Source organism: Aminobacter aganoensis (assembly GCF_014206975.1).
Taxonomy (GTDB): domain Bacteria; phylum Pseudomonadota; class Alphaproteobacteria; order Rhizobiales; family Rhizobiaceae; genus Aminobacter; species Aminobacter aganoensis.
Window position 1 is genome coordinate 361,202 of the sequence record NZ_JACHOU010000001.1, and the last position, 16,393, is coordinate 377,594.

Genomic DNA, 16,393 nt, shown 5'->3' on the forward strand with positions numbered 1-16,393 from the left:
GGCGCTTCACTGGATACTCAGCCACATATGGACGTCGTTGTCGTCGAGTCACCGAACAAGGTGAAAAGCATCAACAAGTACCTGGGACGGAACTACAAGGTTCTGGCCTCGTTCGGCCACGTCCGCGATCTGCCGGCCAAGGATGGCTCGGTCAAGCCGGACGACGACTTCGCCATGTCCTGGTCGGTCGATACAGCGTCGGCGAAGCGGCTCACCGAAATCGCCAAGGCGGTCAAGGAAGCCGATGGCCTGATCCTCGCAACCGATCCGGATCGCGAAGGAGAAGCCATAGCCTGGCACGTGCTCGAAGTCCTGAAGCAGAAGCGCGTCCTCAAGGACAAGACGATCAAGCGCGTCGCCTTCAACTCGATCACCAAGCAGGCCGTGCTCGAGGCGATCGCCAATCCGCGCGAGATCGATCCGCCGCTGGTGGACGCCTATCTGGCGCGCCGGGCGCTCGACTATCTCGTCGGCTTCACGCTTTCTCCGGTCCTTTGGCGCAAGCTGCCGGGCGCCCGTTCGGCCGGCCGCGTCCAGTCGGTGGCGCTGCGCTTCGTCTGCGACCGTGAGGCCGAGATCGAGCGTTTCGTGCGCGAGGAATACTGGCAGATCGCAGCCATTCTCGGCACGCCGCGCGCCGAGAATTTCGAGGCCAGGCTCACCGTCTACGACGGCAAGAAGCTGCAGAAGCTCGACATCTCCTCTCAGGCGATGGCCGACGACATCAAGGCGATGCTGGAGGGCGCAAGCTTCAAGGCGCTGTCGGTGGAAGCCAAGCCGACAAGGCGCAATCCTGGCCCGCCCTTCACCACCTCGACCTTGCAGCAGGCGGCATCCTCGAGCCTCGGCTTTTCCGCAAGCCGCACCATGCAGGTGGCCCAGCGCCTCTATGAAGGCATGGAGATCGGCGGCGAGACGGCAGGCCTGATCACCTATATGCGTACTGACGGCGTGCAGATGGCGCCCGAGGCGATCGAGGCGGCACGCGCCGCGATCGGCAAGGAGTTCGGTGCAAGGTACCTGCCCGAGAAGCCGCGCCAGTACACGACCAAGGCCAAGAACGCCCAGGAAGCGCACGAGGCCATCCGGCCAACCGATTTTTCGCGCACGCCGGCCGAAATGCGCAAGTTCCTCGATGCCGACCAGGCCCGTCTCTACGAGATCATCTGGAAGCGGGCGATTGCCAGCCAGATGCAGCCGGCCGAGATCGAGCGCACCACCGTCGAGATCGAGGCACGCAATGGCGCCAGGACCGCCGGCCTGCGCGCGGTTGGTTCGGTCACCCGGTTCGACGGCTTCATCGCCGCCTATACCGAGCAGAAGGACGAGGATTCAGAGGACGAGGAAAGCCGTCGCCTGCCCGAGATCCGTGCCGACGAGGCGCTCAAGCGCGAATCCGTCAACGCCAGCCACCACACCACCGAGCCTCCGCCCCGCTATTCCGAGGCGAGTTTCATCAAGAAGATGGAAGAGCTCGGCATTGGCCGTCCCTCGACCTATGTCGCGACGCTGAAGACGCTCGAAGAGCGCGACTACGTGAAGATCGAGAACAGGAAGCTCATCCCGGAACCGAAGGGTCGGCTCGTCACCGCCTTCATGGAAAGCTTCTTCGAGCACTATGTGGAGTATGACTTCACCGCCTCGCTGGAGGAAAAGCTCGACGAGGTTTCCGACGGCAAGCTCGCCTGGCGCGACGTGCTGCGCGATTTCTGGAAGGACTTTTCCGGCGCCGTCGACGACATCAAGGAACTGCGCGTCACCGAAGTGCTCGATGCGCTGAACGAGGAGCTCGCTCCGCTCGTCTTCCCCGAGCGTGAGGACGGCTCGAACCCGCGCATCTGCCCGAAATGCGGCACCGGCAACCTGTCGCTCAAGCTTGGCAAGTACGGCGCCTTCGTCGGCTGTTCGAACTATCCCGAATGCGGCTTTACCCGCCAGCTCGACGGGCCGAACGGCAATGGCGAGAACGGCGGCCTCGAAGATGGCACCAAGGTGCTGGGCGCCGATCCTTATACCAATGAGGAGATCACACTGCGCAGCGGCCGCTTCGGCCCCTACATCCAGCGCGGCGACGGCAAGGAAGCCAAGCGCTCCAGCCTGCCCAAGGGCTGGCCGGCGGCATCCATAGACCATGAAAAGGCCCTGGCCCTGCTGGCGCTGCCCCGCGATGTCGGCCAGCACCCGGAATCCGGCAAGATGATCTCCGCCGGCCTCGGCCGCTATGGCCCGTTCGTGCTGCACGACGGCACCTACGCCAACCTCGAAAGCATCGAGGACGTGTTCTCGATCGGCCTCAACCGCGCCGTCACCGTGCTTGCGGAGAAGCAGGCCAAGGGCAAGGGCGGACGCGGCAGCACGCCGGCCGCACTCAAGGATCTCGGCGAACATCCCGCCGGCGGCGGCAACATCACCGTGCGCGACGGCAAGTATGGTCCCTATGTCAATTTCGGCAAGGTCAATGCTACCTTGCCGAAGGGCAAGGATCCCGCCACCGTCACCGTCGAGGATGCGCTTGCGCTGATCGCCGAAAAGGAAGCGAAAGGCGGAGGCGGCAAGAAGCCGGCGCGCAGTGCAGCCAAGAAACCTGCCGCCGCCAAGGCCAAGAAGCCGGCCGCCGGCAAGGCCAAGAAGAAGGACTGACCGACTTTGGCGCGAAAGATTTCCGGACGAAATGCCGGCACCAGACGCGCCGCAAGCGACGAGGTCCGCGGCAAGGATGTCTATCGCCCATCGCGGGACGAGATTTTGCGCTACATCGCGGAGAATCCCGACCGCAGCGGAAAGCGCGACATCGCCAAGGCGTTCGCGCTCAAGAACGACGACCGCATCTGGCTGAAGCACCTGCTGCGCGAATTGCAGGATGAGGGCCTGCTGGAAAAGAGCCGCAAGCGAATGAGCCGCGTCGGTGCGCTGCCGCATGTCGCGGTGCTCGACATCTTCGGCCGCGATACCGAAGGCACGCTTCTGGCGCGCGCTTCCGAGCAACCGGACGGTCCCATCGTGGCCGTCAAGACATCGCGCACCGGCAACGGTCCGACGCCCGGCGTCGGCGACCGTGTGCTGGCCAAGACCTTCCCGATCGAGGGACATCTCGGCGACGACAACGAACCCGCCTATACCGCCCGCATCATGAAGGTGTTCGAAAAGCGTAGCGACACCGCGCTCGGCATCTTCCGCGTTCTCAAGGACGGCACCTTCCGCATCGAGCCGGTCGAGCGCCGCCAGCCCGAACTGGTGGTCGACAAGGACTCCCAGAACGGCGCCAAGGACGGCGACCTTGTCGAAGTCGTCCCGGAACGCGCCAGCCGCTACGGCCTGCCGCGCGCCAAGGTGGTCTCGGTGCTGGGCTCACTGACCAATGAGAAGGCGGTCTCGATGATCGCCATCCATGCGCACGAGATTCCGCACATTTTCCCCGCCGAGGTCATCGCCGAGGCCGAGGCAGTCAAGCCGGCGACACTCGACGGCAAGCGCGAGGACTGGCGCGAACTGCCGCTGGTGACCATCGACCCGGCGGACGCCAAGGACCATGACGACGCCGTCTATGCCGAACCGGACACGGATGAAAAGAACCCCGGCGGCTTCATCGCCACCGTCGCTATCGCCGACGTCGCGGCCTATGTCCGCCCGGGCACCGCTCTCGACCACGAGGCGCTGAAGCGCGGCAATTCGGTCTATTTCCCCGACCGCGTCGTGCCGATGCTGCCCGAACGCATCTCCAACGACCTGTGCTCGCTTCGCGAAGGCGTCGACCGGCCGGCACTTGCCGTGCGCATGACGTTTTCAGCCGAAGGCCGCAAGATCAGGCACTCCTTCCACCGCATCATGATGCGGTCGTCGGCCCGCCTCGCCTATCCGCAGGCGCAGGCCGCCATCGACGGCGTGCCCGACGACAAGACCGGGCCGATCCTGGAGACCATACTCAAGCCGCTTTGGGCGGCCTACGACGTGCTCAAGCGTGGCCGCGACAGCCGCCAGCCGCTCGAACTCGACCTCCCCGAACGGAAGATCCTGCTCAAGCCCGATGGCACGGTCGACCGCGTCATCGTCCCCGACCGCCTCGACGCCCACAAGCTGATCGAGGAATTCATGATCCAGGCCAACGTCGCCGCGGCCGAGACCCTGGAGAACAAGAAGCAGAAGCTCGTCTACCGCATCCATGACGGCCCCTCGCTCGCCAAGCAGGAATCGCTGCGCGAGTTCCTGCAGACGATCGGCCTGTCGTTGGCCCGTGGCGCCGAGATGCGGCCTGCCCAGTTCAACGGCATCCTCGAGCGCGTGCGTGGCGAGGACAACGAGCAACTGGTCAACGAGGTGGTGCTGCGCTCGCAGAGCCAGGCCGAATACAATCCCGACAACATCGGGCATTTCGGCCTCAACCTGCGCCGCTACGCGCATTTCACCTCGCCGATCCGCCGCTATGCCGACCTCATCGTCCACCGCGCCCTGATCGGCTCGCTCGGCCTTGGAGCCGGCGGCCTGACGCCGGCGGAAGAAGCACGCCTGGAGGAGATCGCCGGCCTCATTTCCCAGACCGAGCGGCGCGCCATGGCGGCCGAGCGGGAGACCGTGGACCGGCTGGTTGCCGGCTTCCTGTCCGAACGGCTCGACGAGACTTTCGAGGCCCGCATCTCCGGCGTGGTCAAGGCGGGACTATTTGTCCAATTGCCGCAATATGGCGCCGATGGTTTCATCCCCGTGTCATCCTTGGGTGACGATTATTACCACTTCGACGAAGCCGCCCGCGCCCTCTTCGGCGAGCGCAGCGGCAAGGGCTATCAACTCGCCGACCGCGTCGAAGTACGCCTGGTCGAGATCGCCCCGCTGGCCGGCGCCATGCGCTTCGAAATGCTGACCGAACCGAAGCCCCTGCCCGGTTCGAAAAGGTCGTTCCACAAGACCAAGGGGCAAAGAACGCGTGCCCGTGCCTCCCAACCGCGGCGAGGTCCGCGCGGCAGGAGATGACGATGGAAGAACAGGTATTCGGTGGCGACCACCAGCAGGTCGCCCGCGAGGCGCGGCCCGTCTGGCCGGCGATCAAGCGCGGCTTGCTCTGCCGGTGCCCGAACTGCGGCGAAGGCAAGCTGTTTGCTTCCTTCGTCAAGACCGTCGACCGCTGCAGCGTCTGCCGCGAAGAGATTTTCCATCACCGCGCCGACGACCTGCCCGCTTATCTCGTCGTGGTCATCGTCGGCCATATCGTCGTCGGCGCCTTCATGGCCGTCGAGGCCAAGGTCACGCTCGAACTGTGGCAGCATCTCCTGATCTGGGTGCCCCTGACGATCGTATCGGCCCTCGCGCTGCTGCGGCCGATGAAGGGTGGCGTGGTTGGCATGCAATGGGCGCTCTACATGCACGGCTTCGGCGGCGAAGAAGACGCTGCCGACGCGCCTCCAGAGGCCTGACCGGACGCTGGCGCAATGCCAAGTCGCATCCAAGCGCTTCCTTCCACCCCGACATTCCGTTAGGACAGCCGCGATGGATGGCATCAGCAAGACAGAACTCGACAGGCTCGAAGCCAGGGAACTGGTGAAGAACGCCGCCCCCTTGCGTCCGCGCGACGCTGCGACCCTGATCCTGCTCGACCGCAACGGCGACGATGTGCTGGTGCTGATGGGCCGGCGCCACATGAAGCATGCCTTCATGCCGGGAAAATTCGTCTTTCCCGGCGGCCGCACCGACCCGGCCGACAGCCGCATCAAGGTTGCCGACGAACTCCATCCGGACGAAGAGATAAAGCTGCGCGCTGGCACGGGTGGGGTCAGCATCGCCCGTGCCCGCGCCATCGCCCTGTCGGCGGTTCGCGAGACCTACGAGGAAGCAGGCCTGCTGATCGGCCGGCAAGGGACGTTCCAGACCACCAAGGCCGACTGGCAGGGTTTTGCCACGCATGGCGTGGAGCCCAGCCTTGCCTCCCTGCGCTTCATTGCGCGCGCCATAACCCCTCCGGGGCGCGTTCGCCGCTTCGACACGCGCTTCCTCTCGGCCTGGCGCAGCGACGTCGCCGTCGAATTGCCCGATGGCGGACCGACCAACGAGCTCGAGGAACTTGTCTGGCTGCCGCTGGCCGACGCGGTGGAGGCCGACATTCCGGCCATCACGAAATCCGTTCTCGGCGACCTCCGGCAACGGCTGGAAGTCGACCCCACGCTCAAGCCCGGCGGCGACGTGCCGTTCTACCGCATGTTCAACCAACGCTTTCGGCGCGATATCCTTTAGGCCTCAACATATGCACGAGACCATCCAGGAAGCCGAAACCGTCGAACGCGTGCACTGGCGCTCGATTTCAGCTGCGATCGCCTCGATCAGCGTCGTCGGCATTGCCATAGGCCTGGGCATACCGCTGCTCAGCGTCATCCTCGAATCGCGCGGCTATTCCCCCTCGATGATCGGGCTCAACACGGCGGTGGCCGGCATTGCATCGATCTGCGCGGCACCGCTGACGACGCCGATCGCCATGCGTTTCGGCGTCGTCTGGACGATGTTCGCCATGATCGTTGCCGGCGCGCTGGCCTTCGTCGGGTTCTATTTCGCGCCATTCTGGATGTGGTTTCCGCTGCGGGCGGTGCTGCATTTCGCCCTGACGGTTCTGTTCATCCTGTCGGAATTCTGGATCAGCACCTGCGCGCCGCCGCACCGGCGCGGCCTGGTGCTTGGCATCTACGCCACCGTGCTGTCGCTCGGCTTCGCCGCCGGACCGTGGCTGTTCTCCCAGATCGGCAGCACGGGCCTGATGCCGTTCGGCATCACCTTCTGCCTTGTCATGATCGCCGCGATCCCGGTCCTTCTGGCACGCAGCGAGAGCCCCACCATCGTCTCCGAAGGCGGCAAGAGCGGCTTCTTCCGCTATATCTGGATGGTTCCGACCGCGACGGCGGCCGTGCTCGTGTTCGGTGCGGTCGAGACTGGCGGCTTTGCCTTGTTTCCGGTCTATGGCCAGCGGATCGGCTATTCCGAGGCCGACGCAGCACTGCTGCTGACCATGATCGGCCTCGGCAATGTCATGCTCCAGATCCCGTTCGGCATGATCAGCGACCGCATCGGCGACCGGCGCTGGCTGCTGCTGATCTGCGCTGCCACCGGCCTTATAGGCACCCTGGCGATGCCCGTCCTCGCCGGCAACTGGCACGTCATGGCGGGCCTGCTGTTCGTCTGGGGCGGCGTGGTGGCCGCCCTCTACACCATCGGCCTCGCCCATCTCGGCGCGCAGCTTTCGGGCCACGACCTCGCCTCGGCCAACGCCGCCTTCATCTTCTGCTACGGCTTCGGCATGATTCTCGGCCCGCAGGTGATCGGCATCTTCATGGACATCTTCGGGCCAAACGGATTCGGCTGGGCGCTGGCCCTGTTCTTCGGCGGATACATGCTCATCGGCCTGGGCCGAATTGCCGCGAAATCCGGCCTTTCACGCTCCGAGGCTTGACTTTCCAGGCACGATCTTTATGTGTCCCGCCAGGTTTTCCGCGTCCGGGTTGTTTTCCCGTCCTGAGGCGGGTGCAACTCCAGACAATTAACGGACGAGAATCATGGCCAAGGCTGCAAACATCAAGATCAAGCTTCTGTCGACCGCCGACACCGGTTTCTTCTACGTGACGAGCAAGAACAGCCGCACGAAGACGGAGAAACTGTCGTTCCGCAAGTACGACCCGGTTGCCAAGAAGCACGTTGAATTCAAGGAAACCAAGATCAAGTAATCTGGTTTTCGCACGGAATTCCGAAACGCCGCCCAATGGGCGGCGTTTTTCGTTCTGGTAGCCGCTGTCGCCGGCGCCACCTCTGGACGGTCCCACGCACACACCCGCACGGATCAGTTCTTGAAAACCCGCCGCATCAGTTCGCCAAGCGTCAATTGATGATCGAAGCGACCTTCGCGCAGAAAATTCAGCGTCTGGGCGATCACCAGCGGGTTGTTCATCATGAAGGTGTGCGTCGCGGGTAGGACGATGTGGTCCTTCATGCCCTCCAGCCTTGTGCTTTCGACCGAGACCTTGCCATCGTTGGGGCCCTTGAACACGCTGGACAGCAGCGGGTTAAGAGACCGGTCGCCGGCAATGATACCGAGTTCGAACCGGGCAGGCCCGAGTTCATTGGGAACGCTGTCCGGTCCCGTGCCCAGCTGCCCCCCGGCCGGGCCGTTGACCATCTCGAACAGCTTGAGACCGCCCAGCGTGTCCACCAGCTCGGAGCCATGGTTGGGTGGCGCGAGCATGACGACGCGACCGAGGTTGGCTGGCCGGTCCTGCATCAGACAGGCCCGCACCAGGATGCCGCCCATGGAGTGCGTGACGAAGTTGACCCGGCTCGCTTCGCCGCACTTCGCCACCGATGCATCGACATAGGAGATGAGCCGGTCGATCGGTGCATCCGTCGAGGGATAGGCATCATTGACGACGGCATAGTCGAACGAGGCCAAGGTCTCTTCCATCAGCATCAGGGATGCGTCGGTGCGTGCCAGGCCGTGGAGCATCACCACGCATTCCCGCGCGGACGCCGCCGTCGCCAAGGTCATGAACAGAAGAGCCGCAACAATACGCATCGACCACACACCAGTCCGATTGCACGGGACAGCTTAGGCCGGCATGGCTGATAGGAAAACAGAAGCGTTTCCAAAAGGGAGATTAGGGGGCCGGTCGGCTGCTGGCAGCGGTACGAGGAGGCCACTATGTGCCAGTGCCGGCCGGCCGACCCCACGGACCCAGGAGATGCGGCGGACCTGAGCATCATGGGGTATCATTTGGGCTTGCGGCCTGTGCTCCTCGTGCCGACGCCCGTCCTTCTTCTCAACTCCACAGTCGCGCAAGATTACTTGAAAATCAACACTTTCTTAACCACGGCTCGCGAATCGCTTGGGTTAAGGTAAACGGTTGAGCTTAATGCGCTTGACTGCCTGACCCTTGCCGGCATCACGCCGCACGCGCGACCACGCGGTTGCGGCCGCGGGTCTTGGCATCATAGAGAGCAAGGTCTGCGCGTTTCATCAGGCCGGCAACCGTGTCGCCCTTGGCCAGCAGCGAGGACACACCGACGCTGACCGTGACCGACACGCTCTTGCCCGCTCCACTGATGGCAAAAGGCGTCTGCGCCACCTCGGCGCGGATGCGCTCGGCAACCATCTCGGCCAGCGCGCCATCGGTGTCGGGCATCACCACGACGAACTCCTCGCCGCCGAATCGGCAAGCGAGATCAATGCCGCGAACGCTCTTCTTCACGCGTCGCGCGAACTCGCGCAGCACTTCGTCGCCACCATCGTGACCAAAGGTGTCGTTGATCCGCTTGAAGCGGTCGAGGTCGGTGATCATCAGCGAAAGCGGCCTGTGCCGCGCGACCGCACGGTCGAACAGTCGCGGCAGGTGGCTGTCGAGATAGCGGCGGTTGTGCAGGCCTGTCAGCCCGTCCGTCACGGCCATCTCGATGGTCTGGCTGACGCTCTGCCTCAATTCGTCGTTGTAGCGCTTGCGGCGCACCTGCGTGCGCAGCCGTGCAATCAGTTCCTCGCGATCGAGCGGCCGCACCAGATAGTCGTTGATGCCCAGCTCGAGCCCGCGAATGATGCGGTCATCCTCTTCCTTCCGGACCAGGAGCACGATCGGCAGCGACCTGGTGCGGTCGAGCGACCGCAACTGCGAGCACAGGCGCAACGGATCGAAATCAGAAAACCCGGTCGACACGATGACGCATTCATAGCTGCCTTCGGCGGCATTGAAGAGCCCCGACTGCGGGTCGGCGGCGACCTGCACCTCTGCCGCCCCGTCCAGCAGCGCGCAGATATGGGCGGCTGAAGACGTCTGCTCGTCGATCAGCAGCACCTTTGGAATGGTTTCCTGCAGCAGCTCGGATCGCGACAGCAGCTCGTCCAGGCCGATGCTGTGTGTCGTCGAGGCGCGCAAGCGCAACTCGTCGGTCAACACCTTGAGGCGCACCAGGCTCTTCACGCGCGTGACCAACTGCAGGTCGTTGACCGGCTTGGTGAGGAAGTCGTCGGCGCCCACCTCGAGCCCGCGCACGCGATCGGTGACGTGGTCGAGGGCCGTGACCATGACGACGGGGATGTGGGCGGTCGCGGGATTGGCCTTCAGCCGGCGGCAGACCTCGAAGCCGTCCATGCCGGGCATCATGATGTCGAGCAGCACGACATCGACCTTGCCGGCCTCGCAGGCGGCGATGGCATCGGGCCCGTTATAGGCGGTCAGCACTTCGAAATATTCGGCCAGCAGCCTGACTTCGAGCAGCTTCACATTGGCCGGGATGTCGTCGACGACAAGGATGCGCGCGGTCATGCCAGTGCCTCGTGCGAACCCGGCGAGCGCATCAGGCGTCGCCCAGGTAGGATTTGATCGTCTCGATGAAACGCGGCACCGAGATCGGCTTGGAGATGTAGGCTTCGCAGCCACCCTGCCTGATCCGCTCCTCATCGCCCTTCATGGCAAAGGCGGTAACGGCGATGACCGGGATGCTGTGGAGGTCGTCGTCCTCCTTCAGCCACTTGGTGACCTCCAGGCCCGAAACCTCGGGCAGCTGGATATCCATCAGGATCAGGTCCGGCCGATGCTTGCGGGCAAGATCAAGCGCCTCGAGGCCGTTGCGCGTACGCACGGTCTCGTATCCGCTTGCCTCGATGAGGTCGCGAAAGAGCTTCATATTGAGCTCGTTGTCCTCGACGATCATCACCTTCTTAGCCATCGAATTTTCCGCCCCGATTGCGCACCAGATGTCGGCGGCAATCATCATGCGCGCCGGATGCGCACACCAACCCCGAATCCGACGTTAACTCAAGAACATTACGAAACGTAAAACGCCCCTGCCAAGTCACGGACCGGCCGGTACAGCATTAACGGTTGCCGCAAGGCACGCTTGCAGCTACTCCCTTGGCAGGCCGGAACGAGCGGGAATGTCGATGCAGAAGAGCCAAGCAAATCAGGATCACGCCGAGGCGCTGGCAGTCCAGGCGCTGGCTTTCGTCGCATCCGATCCCGAGCTTCTGCCGCGGTTTCTCGCCATTACCGGCATCGAGGCGCAACATGTTCGGCTTGCGGCCCAGGAGCCGGGCTTCCTGGCAGGCGTGCTGCAATTCATCCTCGCCCACGAGCCGACGCTGCTGCGGTTTTCGCAAGAAGCAGGCATAGCGCCAGGCGAAGTCGGCATCGCCGCCCGCGCCCTGCCCTTGGGCAATGACGACCACGAACGTTCGGCATGAGCGAAGATCCTGAGACGGCGCGCCAGATCGCCGAACTTGCCCGCGACACCCGCCCGCTGCTCGTGCTCGACGTCGACGAAGTGCTGCTGGAATTCATGGTCCCCTTCATGCGCTTCCTCGACGCGCAGGGGCTGGTGTTCCTGGCCAAGTCGTTCAAGCTGACCGGCAACATCGTCGACCGGAAAACCCAAATCGCGGTCGACCAGGAAGCGGTATCAGGGCTGCTCGACGGCTTTTTCCTTGCTCAGCGCGAATGGCAGACCGCAGCCCAGGGGGCGGCAGACGCCGTGGCAACCCTCGCCGGCAGCGCCGAAGTGGTCATGCTGACGGCGATGCCACACAGGCATCGCGACGTCAGGCGGCTGCATCTCGACGCGCTCGGCTTTCCCTATCCGCTGCTGACCACCGAAGCGGCAAAGGGACCGGCCCTCAGGCAACTGAGAGGCGAAAGCCCTCGCCCGGTCGCCTTCGTCGACGACATTCCGTACAATCTGGTTTCGGTACGCGACGCCGTCTCCGACGCGCATCTGTTCAACCTGATGTCCTATCGCGAAATGCGCCTGCTGATGCCGCCCATGCCGGACGGCATCGTGGTGGCAGAAGATTGGACCGAAGCCGCGCCGAAGATCGCCGCGGCCCTTGGCCTCTAGCCGGGCCGGCTATTCACCCAGATTGCGCCACCAGTCGCGGCCGGAATCGAGCCTTTCGATACCGGCGCTGTCGAGCGCCGTCGCCCACTCGGCCGACGACTTTCCAGCCAGCACGAGGTCCGGCGCGATTTCCGCGAGCGGCACCATGACGAAGGCCCGGTCGAGCATGCGCGGGTGCGGAATTTCCAGCCCGACGTCGCTGACATTGCTTTCCCCGTGCAAAAGCACGTCGATGTCGATCAGCCGTGGCCCCCACCGCTCGACGCGCACCCGCTTGAGCCTGCGCTCCACCTCCAGACAAAGCTCCAGGAGTTCGAGCGGCGAAAGCGACGTCGCAACCTCGGCGGTGACGTTGAGAAAATCCGGTTGGTCGACCTTGCCCCAGGGCGGCGTGCGGTGGAGCGACGAAACCGTCACGACACGCGTCTGGCCGCTGGCATCCAGCATGTGCAGCGCCGCAGCCATCGATTTCGCCGGGTCGCCAAGATTGCCGCCGAGACTGAGAAACGCCCGCTCCTCAGCCTGGCCAGACAACGGTCACCTCTACATAGTCCAGGACACCAGGCACCGGCGCATTCGGCTTGCGAACGGTGATCTCCGCCTTCTTGATCTGCGGGAAACGCTCGGCCAGCGCCCTGCCGCATTCCTGCGCCAGCGCTTCGATGAGGAAGCGCCGCTCGCCGGTGATGATCGATTCGATGACCTGGAAGGCAACGCCGTAGTCGACGGTGCTCTCCATCGAATCGTCCCCCAACGGACGCGTCGGGTCTACGGTCAATTCGGCATCGACATAGAAGCGCTGGCCAAGCGTCTCTTCTTCGTCGAACAGACCGTGCCGCGCAAAGAAAGCGCAGTTTTTCATTCGGATGAGGTACATCGAAGTCAGTGTCCCGGCAGGTTGGTCTGGCGCGCTAGCATAGCATCCGCGAATGCCAGCGCGTCCACGTTGATTGCGACATTATGGACGCGGAATATCTGCGCGCCCTTCATGCGGAGAATGACGCTCGTCGCCGCCGTGCCCGCATCGCGGTCGGCAGCCTCGCGTCCGATGATATGGCCGACGAAACGCTTGCGCGACGTGCCGGCGAGCAGCGGATAGCCTAGTTCGGAAAGCTCCGAGAAGCGTGCCATCAGCTCAAGGTTCTCGTTTTCGTCCTTTGCAAAGCCGAAGCCGGGATCGAGCATGACCTGCTCGTCGCGAACGCCGGCCGCGCGCGCGATCTCCAGCGAGCGGCGCAGGAAGGCAAACTGATCGTCGATCACGTCGCCCAGCTTGGCGCGGTCGCGGCCGGTATGCATGATGACCAGCCCTGCCCCGGTCTCGGCGGCGACCCTTGCGATGCCGGGCTCGCGCTGCACGCCCCACACGTCGTTGACGATATGGGCACCGGCGGCCACGGCGAGGCGCGCCGTCTCCTCGCGATAGGTATCGACCGAAACCAGCACGTCGCCTGAACGGGCGAGCTGGGAGATGATCGGAAGGACACGGTCCTGTTCTTCCGCTGCCGAAACCGGTGCGGCACCGGGCCGCGTCGATTCACCGCCGACGTCGACGATGGCTGCGCCTTCGGCAACCATCCGCATGGCCTGTTCAAGCGCCAGCTCAGGCGCGTCGAACGCGCCGCCATCGGAAAAACTGTCAGGCGTGACGTTGAGGATGCCCATGACAAGCGCCCTGTCGCCGAGATCGACATGGCGCCCATGCGCCAGTTGCCATCGTTTGCCGGTCATGCCGTCGCCACAAAAGAACTCCAGAGCACAGACCGCGTCACGAAATATCAACGCTTGCAGCATCAACTCGCCGTGCGGCCACTTCTTGCGGCACCGATTTCCGTTGCGCCGCCAACGCCCCTAACGCAAGGTAGGCCAAGAGGCAACTAATGAAGCAACTCTTCCTCGCCGCCCTGCTCACTGGAGGCATTTGCCTACCCGTTCAGGCGGCAACTGTGTCGAAATCCTACAGCTATTTCACCATCACCGGCAAAACGCTCGACGAGATCGAACAGCAGCTGATGACGCGCGGGCCCGAGGTCAAGAGCACCGGTGGCAGGCATCCCGGCGCGACGCAGATGGAGTTCACCAGCCGGATCGGCTACGCCGAGGTCAAGGGCGGCTGCGCCATCGTCTCGGCGCAGGTCAGCGTCAAGGCCAAGGTGATCCTGCCGCGCTGGCGCCAGAACGGCAAGGCGGCACAGGACGTCAAGCTGATCTGGAACACGCTGTCATCCGACATCAAGCGCCACGAAGAAAGCCATGTGGTAATCGCCAAGAACCACGCCCGCGAGTTGGAGCAGGCGCTGAAGGCTATTGGCAGGCAGAAGACCTGCGCCATCGCCGCCGCCAAGGCCAAGGCGACCAGCGATCGTATCCTCGGCGCGCACGACCGCGCGCAGGAAGAGTTCGATCGCATCGAGGGCATCAATTTCGAAAGCCGCATCATCAGGCTGCTGCGTTACCGCCTGGAGCGCATCGACGCCGGCAAGATCAAGGGCTGAGGGCGGACCTCGCCGCTAGTCGGCAACACCGAGTTTCTTGTGCAGGCTCGTCGACGAGGTCGTGTACTGGAACACGATCCGTTCCTTGGGGCTGATGACGTGCTTGGCCGCCTGGGCCATCAGCGCTGCCTCGTGAAACCCCGACAGGATCAGCTTCAGCTTGCCGGGATACCAGTTGATGTCGCCGATGGCGAAGATGCCCGGCACCGAGGTCTCGAACTTCTCGGTGTCGACCGGGATCTGGTTTTCGTGGAGATCGAGGCCCCATTCGGCCACCGGCCCGAGCTTCATCGTCAAGCCGAAGAACGGCAACAGACGCGTGCAGGCAACCTCAACTTCGCTGTCCGGTCCCTTGACTGCGATCGACCTGAGAGCACCGTCCTCGCCCGAAAGCGCCGACACCTGGCCGATCACCAGGTCGAGCGCGCCAGCTTGCTGGAGCGCATGCATCTTGTTGACGTTGTCGGGCGCCGCACGGAATTCCGGCCGACGGTGGACAAGGGTAACCCGCCTTGCGATGGGCTGGAGATTGAGGCTCCAGTCAAGCGCCGAGTCCCCGCCACCTACCACGACGACGTCGTGGCCACGGAACTCTTCCATGCGCCGGACCGAATAGCTGACGCTTGATCCTTCATAGGCTTCGATGCCGGGGATTGGCGGCCGCTTGGGCTGGAACGAACCGCCACCGGCAGCGATCACCACCACCTTGGCTTCGAACACCTCGTTCTCGTCGGTCGTGACGCGAAAGCCACCGCCTTCCAGACGCTCCAGCGCCGTCACCATGCGATTGAAGCTGAAGCCCGGCTTGAACGGGGCGATCTGCTGCAGCAGCTTGTCGACCAGCTCCTGCGCTCCGACGACCGGATAGCCCGGAATGTCGTAGATCGGCTTTTCCGGATAAAGCTCGGCGCATTGCCCGCCCGGCCGGTCGAGGATGTCGATCAGATGGCAGCGCATGTCGAACAGACCGAGCTCGAACACGGCAAACAGGCCGACCGGGCCGGCACCGATGATCAGGACGTCGGTATGGGTAATGTCGCTCAAAGCCACCCTCGCCGCTCACGCACGCACATATAAGGAATGTGCATGAGATGCACGGCCATGCCAAGCGAGGCGCAGATGGGAAGGCTCAGCCCTGGCGCTCGGGCACGGTGACGATCAGGCCATCGAGTTCGTTCCGGACCTTGATCTGGCACGACAGGCGCGAATTCGGCTGCACCTCGTAGGCGAAGTCGAGCATGTCTTCTTCCATCGCTTCGGGCTCGCCGACGAGCGCGGTCCACGCTTCGTCGACATAGACATGACAGGTCGCGCAGGCGCAGGCGCCGCCACATTCGGCCTCGATGCCGGGTACCGCATTGCGGATGGCGTTTTCCATCACCGTCGAGCCGTTTTCGGCCTCGACTTCGAAACGGGTGCCGTCATGGGCGATGTAGGTAAGCTTGGTCATGCTCGTTCCTAAGAAAGGTCACCCGGCAGATAATCACTCCACCGTGCAAGTCAACTGCGGCGCGTACGCGCCGCCTCATGTCGGGATCGAGATGGAAGCCCTAGCGGCTGATGGCGGCGAGGAAGTCGCGCAGTTCGTCGATCAGGCCGGCAAGGCGTTTGAGCAGCCTGGCGTCGTCCGGACGCTCCTCCAGTTCGGCGACACAATCGGCGATCGGAAAAGCGCCGACGCCCCGCGCTGCGCCCTTGAGGGCATGGCACAGCCTGAGGCGTTCGGCCAGGTCAGCCGGTACGATGGCATCGCGGACGGAAAGCGCCTGGTGGACGAACATGTCGAGCACTTCGCGCTCGACATCGCGGTCGCCGATGGTCTGCCGCGACAGGTGTTCGAAGTCGATTGGACGGCCATGCGACGCGCCAGAAGATTCGCCCCCCGGCATGCCGAAGGCCACCGAACCGGTTTCGCGCATTACCATTCAACCCCTGCCTCGCCACTCGCCCATGGGTTGGTAACCTAGGGCGACCATGTGGATAACCCGTTAACCCGGCAACCCCAGCAAGCGCATGGCGTCGGGCCCAATAATCACTCCAGTGTTAACCTTATA

18 protein-coding genes are annotated in these 16,393 nt (G+C 63.9%); 9 read left to right on the plus strand and 9 right to left on the minus strand.

Annotated elements, in window-relative coordinates; genetic code table 11:
- The first annotated feature begins 27 nt into the window (after window positions 1-27).
- The 6 genes from topA (at window position 28) to rpmG (ending at window position 7,694) form a co-directional block, all read left to right on the plus strand.
- On the plus strand, window positions 28-2,640 hold the full coding sequence (topA, locus tag GGR00_RS01740) for a type I DNA topoisomerase (protein ID WP_184697442.1): 2,613 nt from the start codon (window positions 28-30) through the stop codon (window positions 2,638-2,640).
- Between the two features lie 6 nt (window positions 2,641-2,646).
- A complete protein-coding gene (gene rnr, locus GGR00_RS01745) occupies window positions 2,647-4,965 on the plus strand; it encodes a ribonuclease R (RefSeq protein WP_184697445.1) in 2,319 nt (772 codons plus the stop codon).
- Window positions 4,966-4,967: 2 nt separating this feature from the next.
- Complete coding sequence (locus GGR00_RS01750; RefSeq protein ID WP_184697448.1) at window positions 4,968-5,405, plus strand: DUF983 domain-containing protein; 438 nt, start codon at window positions 4,968-4,970, stop codon at window positions 5,403-5,405.
- A gap of 73 nt (window positions 5,406-5,478) precedes the next feature.
- On the plus strand, window positions 5,479-6,219 hold the full coding sequence (locus tag GGR00_RS01755; RefSeq protein ID WP_055977154.1) for an NUDIX hydrolase: 741 nt from the start codon (window positions 5,479-5,481) through the stop codon (window positions 6,217-6,219).
- Window positions 6,220-6,229: 10 nt separating this feature from the next.
- On the plus strand, window positions 6,230-7,423 hold the full coding sequence (locus GGR00_RS01760; protein ID WP_055977156.1) for an MFS transporter: 1,194 nt from the start codon (window positions 6,230-6,232) through the stop codon (window positions 7,421-7,423).
- Window positions 7,424-7,526: 103 nt separating this feature from the next.
- Window positions 7,527-7,694, plus strand: coding sequence for a 50S ribosomal protein L33 (rpmG, locus tag GGR00_RS01765; protein ID WP_019173400.1), 168 nt, complete (start codon window positions 7,527-7,529; stop codon window positions 7,692-7,694).
- A gap of 113 nt (window positions 7,695-7,807) precedes the next feature.
- Here rpmG and GGR00_RS01770 read toward each other — a convergent pair whose 3' ends face one another.
- From GGR00_RS01770 to GGR00_RS01780, 3 genes are all read right to left on the minus strand, one after another.
- Entirely contained in the window at window positions 7,808-8,536 is a 729-nt protein-coding gene (locus GGR00_RS01770) for an esterase/lipase family protein (protein WP_184697451.1), read from the minus strand.
- A 367-nt stretch (window positions 8,537-8,903) separates the two neighbouring features.
- Window positions 8,904-10,277: a PleD family two-component system response regulator gene (locus tag GGR00_RS01775; protein WP_055977163.1), complete on the minus strand. Its 1,374-nt coding sequence runs from the start codon at window positions 10,275-10,277 to the stop codon at window positions 8,904-8,906.
- Between the two features lie 31 nt (window positions 10,278-10,308).
- Window positions 10,309-10,680 carry a response regulator gene (locus tag GGR00_RS01780; RefSeq protein WP_055977704.1) on the minus strand — a complete coding sequence of 124 codons (372 nt, stop codon included), beginning with the start codon at window positions 10,678-10,680 and terminating at the stop codon, window positions 10,309-10,311.
- Window positions 10,681-10,894: 214 nt separating this feature from the next.
- On the opposite strand from GGR00_RS01780, the gene GGR00_RS01785 reads away from it, so the two are divergent.
- Both GGR00_RS01785 and GGR00_RS01790 read left to right on the plus strand, forming a co-directional pair.
- Window positions 10,895-11,194, plus strand: a complete 300-nt coding sequence (locus tag GGR00_RS01785; RefSeq protein WP_055977707.1) for a DUF3572 domain-containing protein — start codon at window positions 10,895-10,897, stop codon at window positions 11,192-11,194.
- Complete coding sequence (locus tag GGR00_RS01790) at window positions 11,191-11,844, plus strand: hypothetical protein (protein ID WP_055977170.1); 654 nt, start codon at window positions 11,191-11,193, stop codon at window positions 11,842-11,844. Before GGR00_RS01785 ends, GGR00_RS01790 begins: the two co-directional genes overlap by 4 nt.
- 9 nt (window positions 11,845-11,853) lie before the next feature.
- Here GGR00_RS01790 and folK read toward each other — a convergent pair whose 3' ends face one another.
- The 3 genes from folK to folP are packed head-to-tail and all read right to left on the minus strand — an operon-like array spanning window position 11,854 to window position 13,575.
- The gene (gene folK / locus GGR00_RS01795) at window positions 11,854-12,378 is read right to left on the minus strand and encodes a 2-amino-4-hydroxy-6-hydroxymethyldihydropteridine diphosphokinase (protein WP_377864583.1); all 525 of its coding nucleotides are present in this window, start codon (window positions 12,376-12,378) and stop codon (window positions 11,854-11,856) included.
- Window positions 12,362-12,721, minus strand: coding sequence for a dihydroneopterin aldolase (gene folB, locus GGR00_RS01800; RefSeq protein ID WP_055977176.1), 360 nt, complete (start codon window positions 12,719-12,721; stop codon window positions 12,362-12,364). The genes folK and folB overlap by 17 nt, the downstream gene beginning before the upstream one ends.
- A 5-nt stretch (window positions 12,722-12,726) precedes the next feature.
- Window positions 12,727-13,575 carry a dihydropteroate synthase gene (gene folP, locus GGR00_RS01805; RefSeq protein ID WP_055977179.1) on the minus strand — a complete coding sequence of 283 codons (849 nt, stop codon included), beginning with the start codon at window positions 13,573-13,575 and terminating at the stop codon, window positions 12,727-12,729.
- Between the two features lie 149 nt (window positions 13,576-13,724).
- Between folP and GGR00_RS01810 the strand changes: the two genes are divergently transcribed.
- Complete coding sequence (locus GGR00_RS01810; RefSeq protein ID WP_055977181.1) at window positions 13,725-14,339, plus strand: DUF922 domain-containing Zn-dependent protease; 615 nt, start codon at window positions 13,725-13,727, stop codon at window positions 14,337-14,339.
- Window positions 14,340-14,354: 15 nt separating this feature from the next.
- Here GGR00_RS01810 and GGR00_RS01815 read toward each other — a convergent pair whose 3' ends face one another.
- From GGR00_RS01815 to GGR00_RS01825, 3 genes are all read right to left on the minus strand, one after another.
- Window positions 14,355-15,383 carry an NAD(P)/FAD-dependent oxidoreductase gene (locus GGR00_RS01815; RefSeq protein WP_055977191.1) on the minus strand — a complete coding sequence of 343 codons (1,029 nt, stop codon included), beginning with the start codon at window positions 15,381-15,383 and terminating at the stop codon, window positions 14,355-14,357.
- An 85-nt stretch (window positions 15,384-15,468) separates the two neighbouring features.
- Window positions 15,469-15,789, minus strand: a complete 321-nt coding sequence (locus tag GGR00_RS01820) for a 2Fe-2S iron-sulfur cluster-binding protein (RefSeq protein ID WP_055977193.1) — start codon at window positions 15,787-15,789, stop codon at window positions 15,469-15,471.
- Window positions 15,790-15,889: 100 nt separating this feature from the next.
- On the minus strand, window positions 15,890-16,264 hold the full coding sequence (locus GGR00_RS01825) for an Hpt domain-containing protein (RefSeq protein WP_156381275.1): 375 nt from the start codon (window positions 16,262-16,264) through the stop codon (window positions 15,890-15,892).
- Window positions 16,265-16,393 lie beyond the last annotated feature (129 nt).

Bases quoted from the DNA above. Each gene is read 5' to 3' on its own strand.
- GGR00_RS01750 (WP_184697448.1), top strand. From the start codon at position 4,968: ATGGAAGAACAGGTATTCGGTGGCGACCACCAGCAGGTCGCCCGCGAG.
- GGR00_RS01820 (WP_055977193.1), bottom strand. From the start codon at position 15,789: ATGACCAAGCTTACCTACATCGCCCATGACGGCACCCGTTTCGAAGTC.
- GGR00_RS01780 (WP_055977704.1), bottom strand. From the start codon at position 10,680: ATGGCTAAGAAGGTGATGATCGTCGAGGACAACGAGCTCAATATGAAG.
- topA (WP_184697442.1), top strand. From the start codon at position 28: ATGGACGTCGTTGTCGTCGAGTCACCGAACAAGGTGAAAAGCATCAAC.
- GGR00_RS01760 (WP_055977156.1), top strand. From the start codon at position 6,230: ATGCACGAGACCATCCAGGAAGCCGAAACCGTCGAACGCGTGCACTGG.
- GGR00_RS01810 (WP_055977181.1), top strand. From the start codon at position 13,725: ATGAAGCAACTCTTCCTCGCCGCCCTGCTCACTGGAGGCATTTGCCTA.
- GGR00_RS01770 (WP_184697451.1), bottom strand. From the start codon at position 8,536: ATGCGTATTGTTGCGGCTCTTCTGTTCATGACCTTGGCGACGGCGGCG.
- GGR00_RS01785 (WP_055977707.1), top strand. From the start codon at position 10,895: ATGCAGAAGAGCCAAGCAAATCAGGATCACGCCGAGGCGCTGGCAGTC.
- folB (WP_055977176.1), bottom strand. From the start codon at position 12,721: ATGTACCTCATCCGAATGAAAAACTGCGCTTTCTTTGCGCGGCACGGT.
- GGR00_RS01775 (WP_055977163.1), bottom strand. From the start codon at position 10,277: ATGACCGCGCGCATCCTTGTCGTCGACGACATCCCGGCCAATGTGAAG.
- GGR00_RS01825 (WP_156381275.1), bottom strand. From the start codon at position 16,264: ATGGTAATGCGCGAAACCGGTTCGGTGGCCTTCGGCATGCCGGGGGGC.
- folP (WP_055977179.1), bottom strand. From the start codon at position 13,575: ATGACCGGCAAACGATGGCAACTGGCGCATGGGCGCCATGTCGATCTC.
- GGR00_RS01790 (WP_055977170.1), top strand. From the start codon at position 11,191: ATGAGCGAAGATCCTGAGACGGCGCGCCAGATCGCCGAACTTGCCCGC.
- GGR00_RS01755 (WP_055977154.1), top strand. From the start codon at position 5,479: ATGGATGGCATCAGCAAGACAGAACTCGACAGGCTCGAAGCCAGGGAA.
- rpmG (WP_019173400.1), top strand. From the start codon at position 7,527: ATGGCCAAGGCTGCAAACATCAAGATCAAGCTTCTGTCGACCGCCGAC.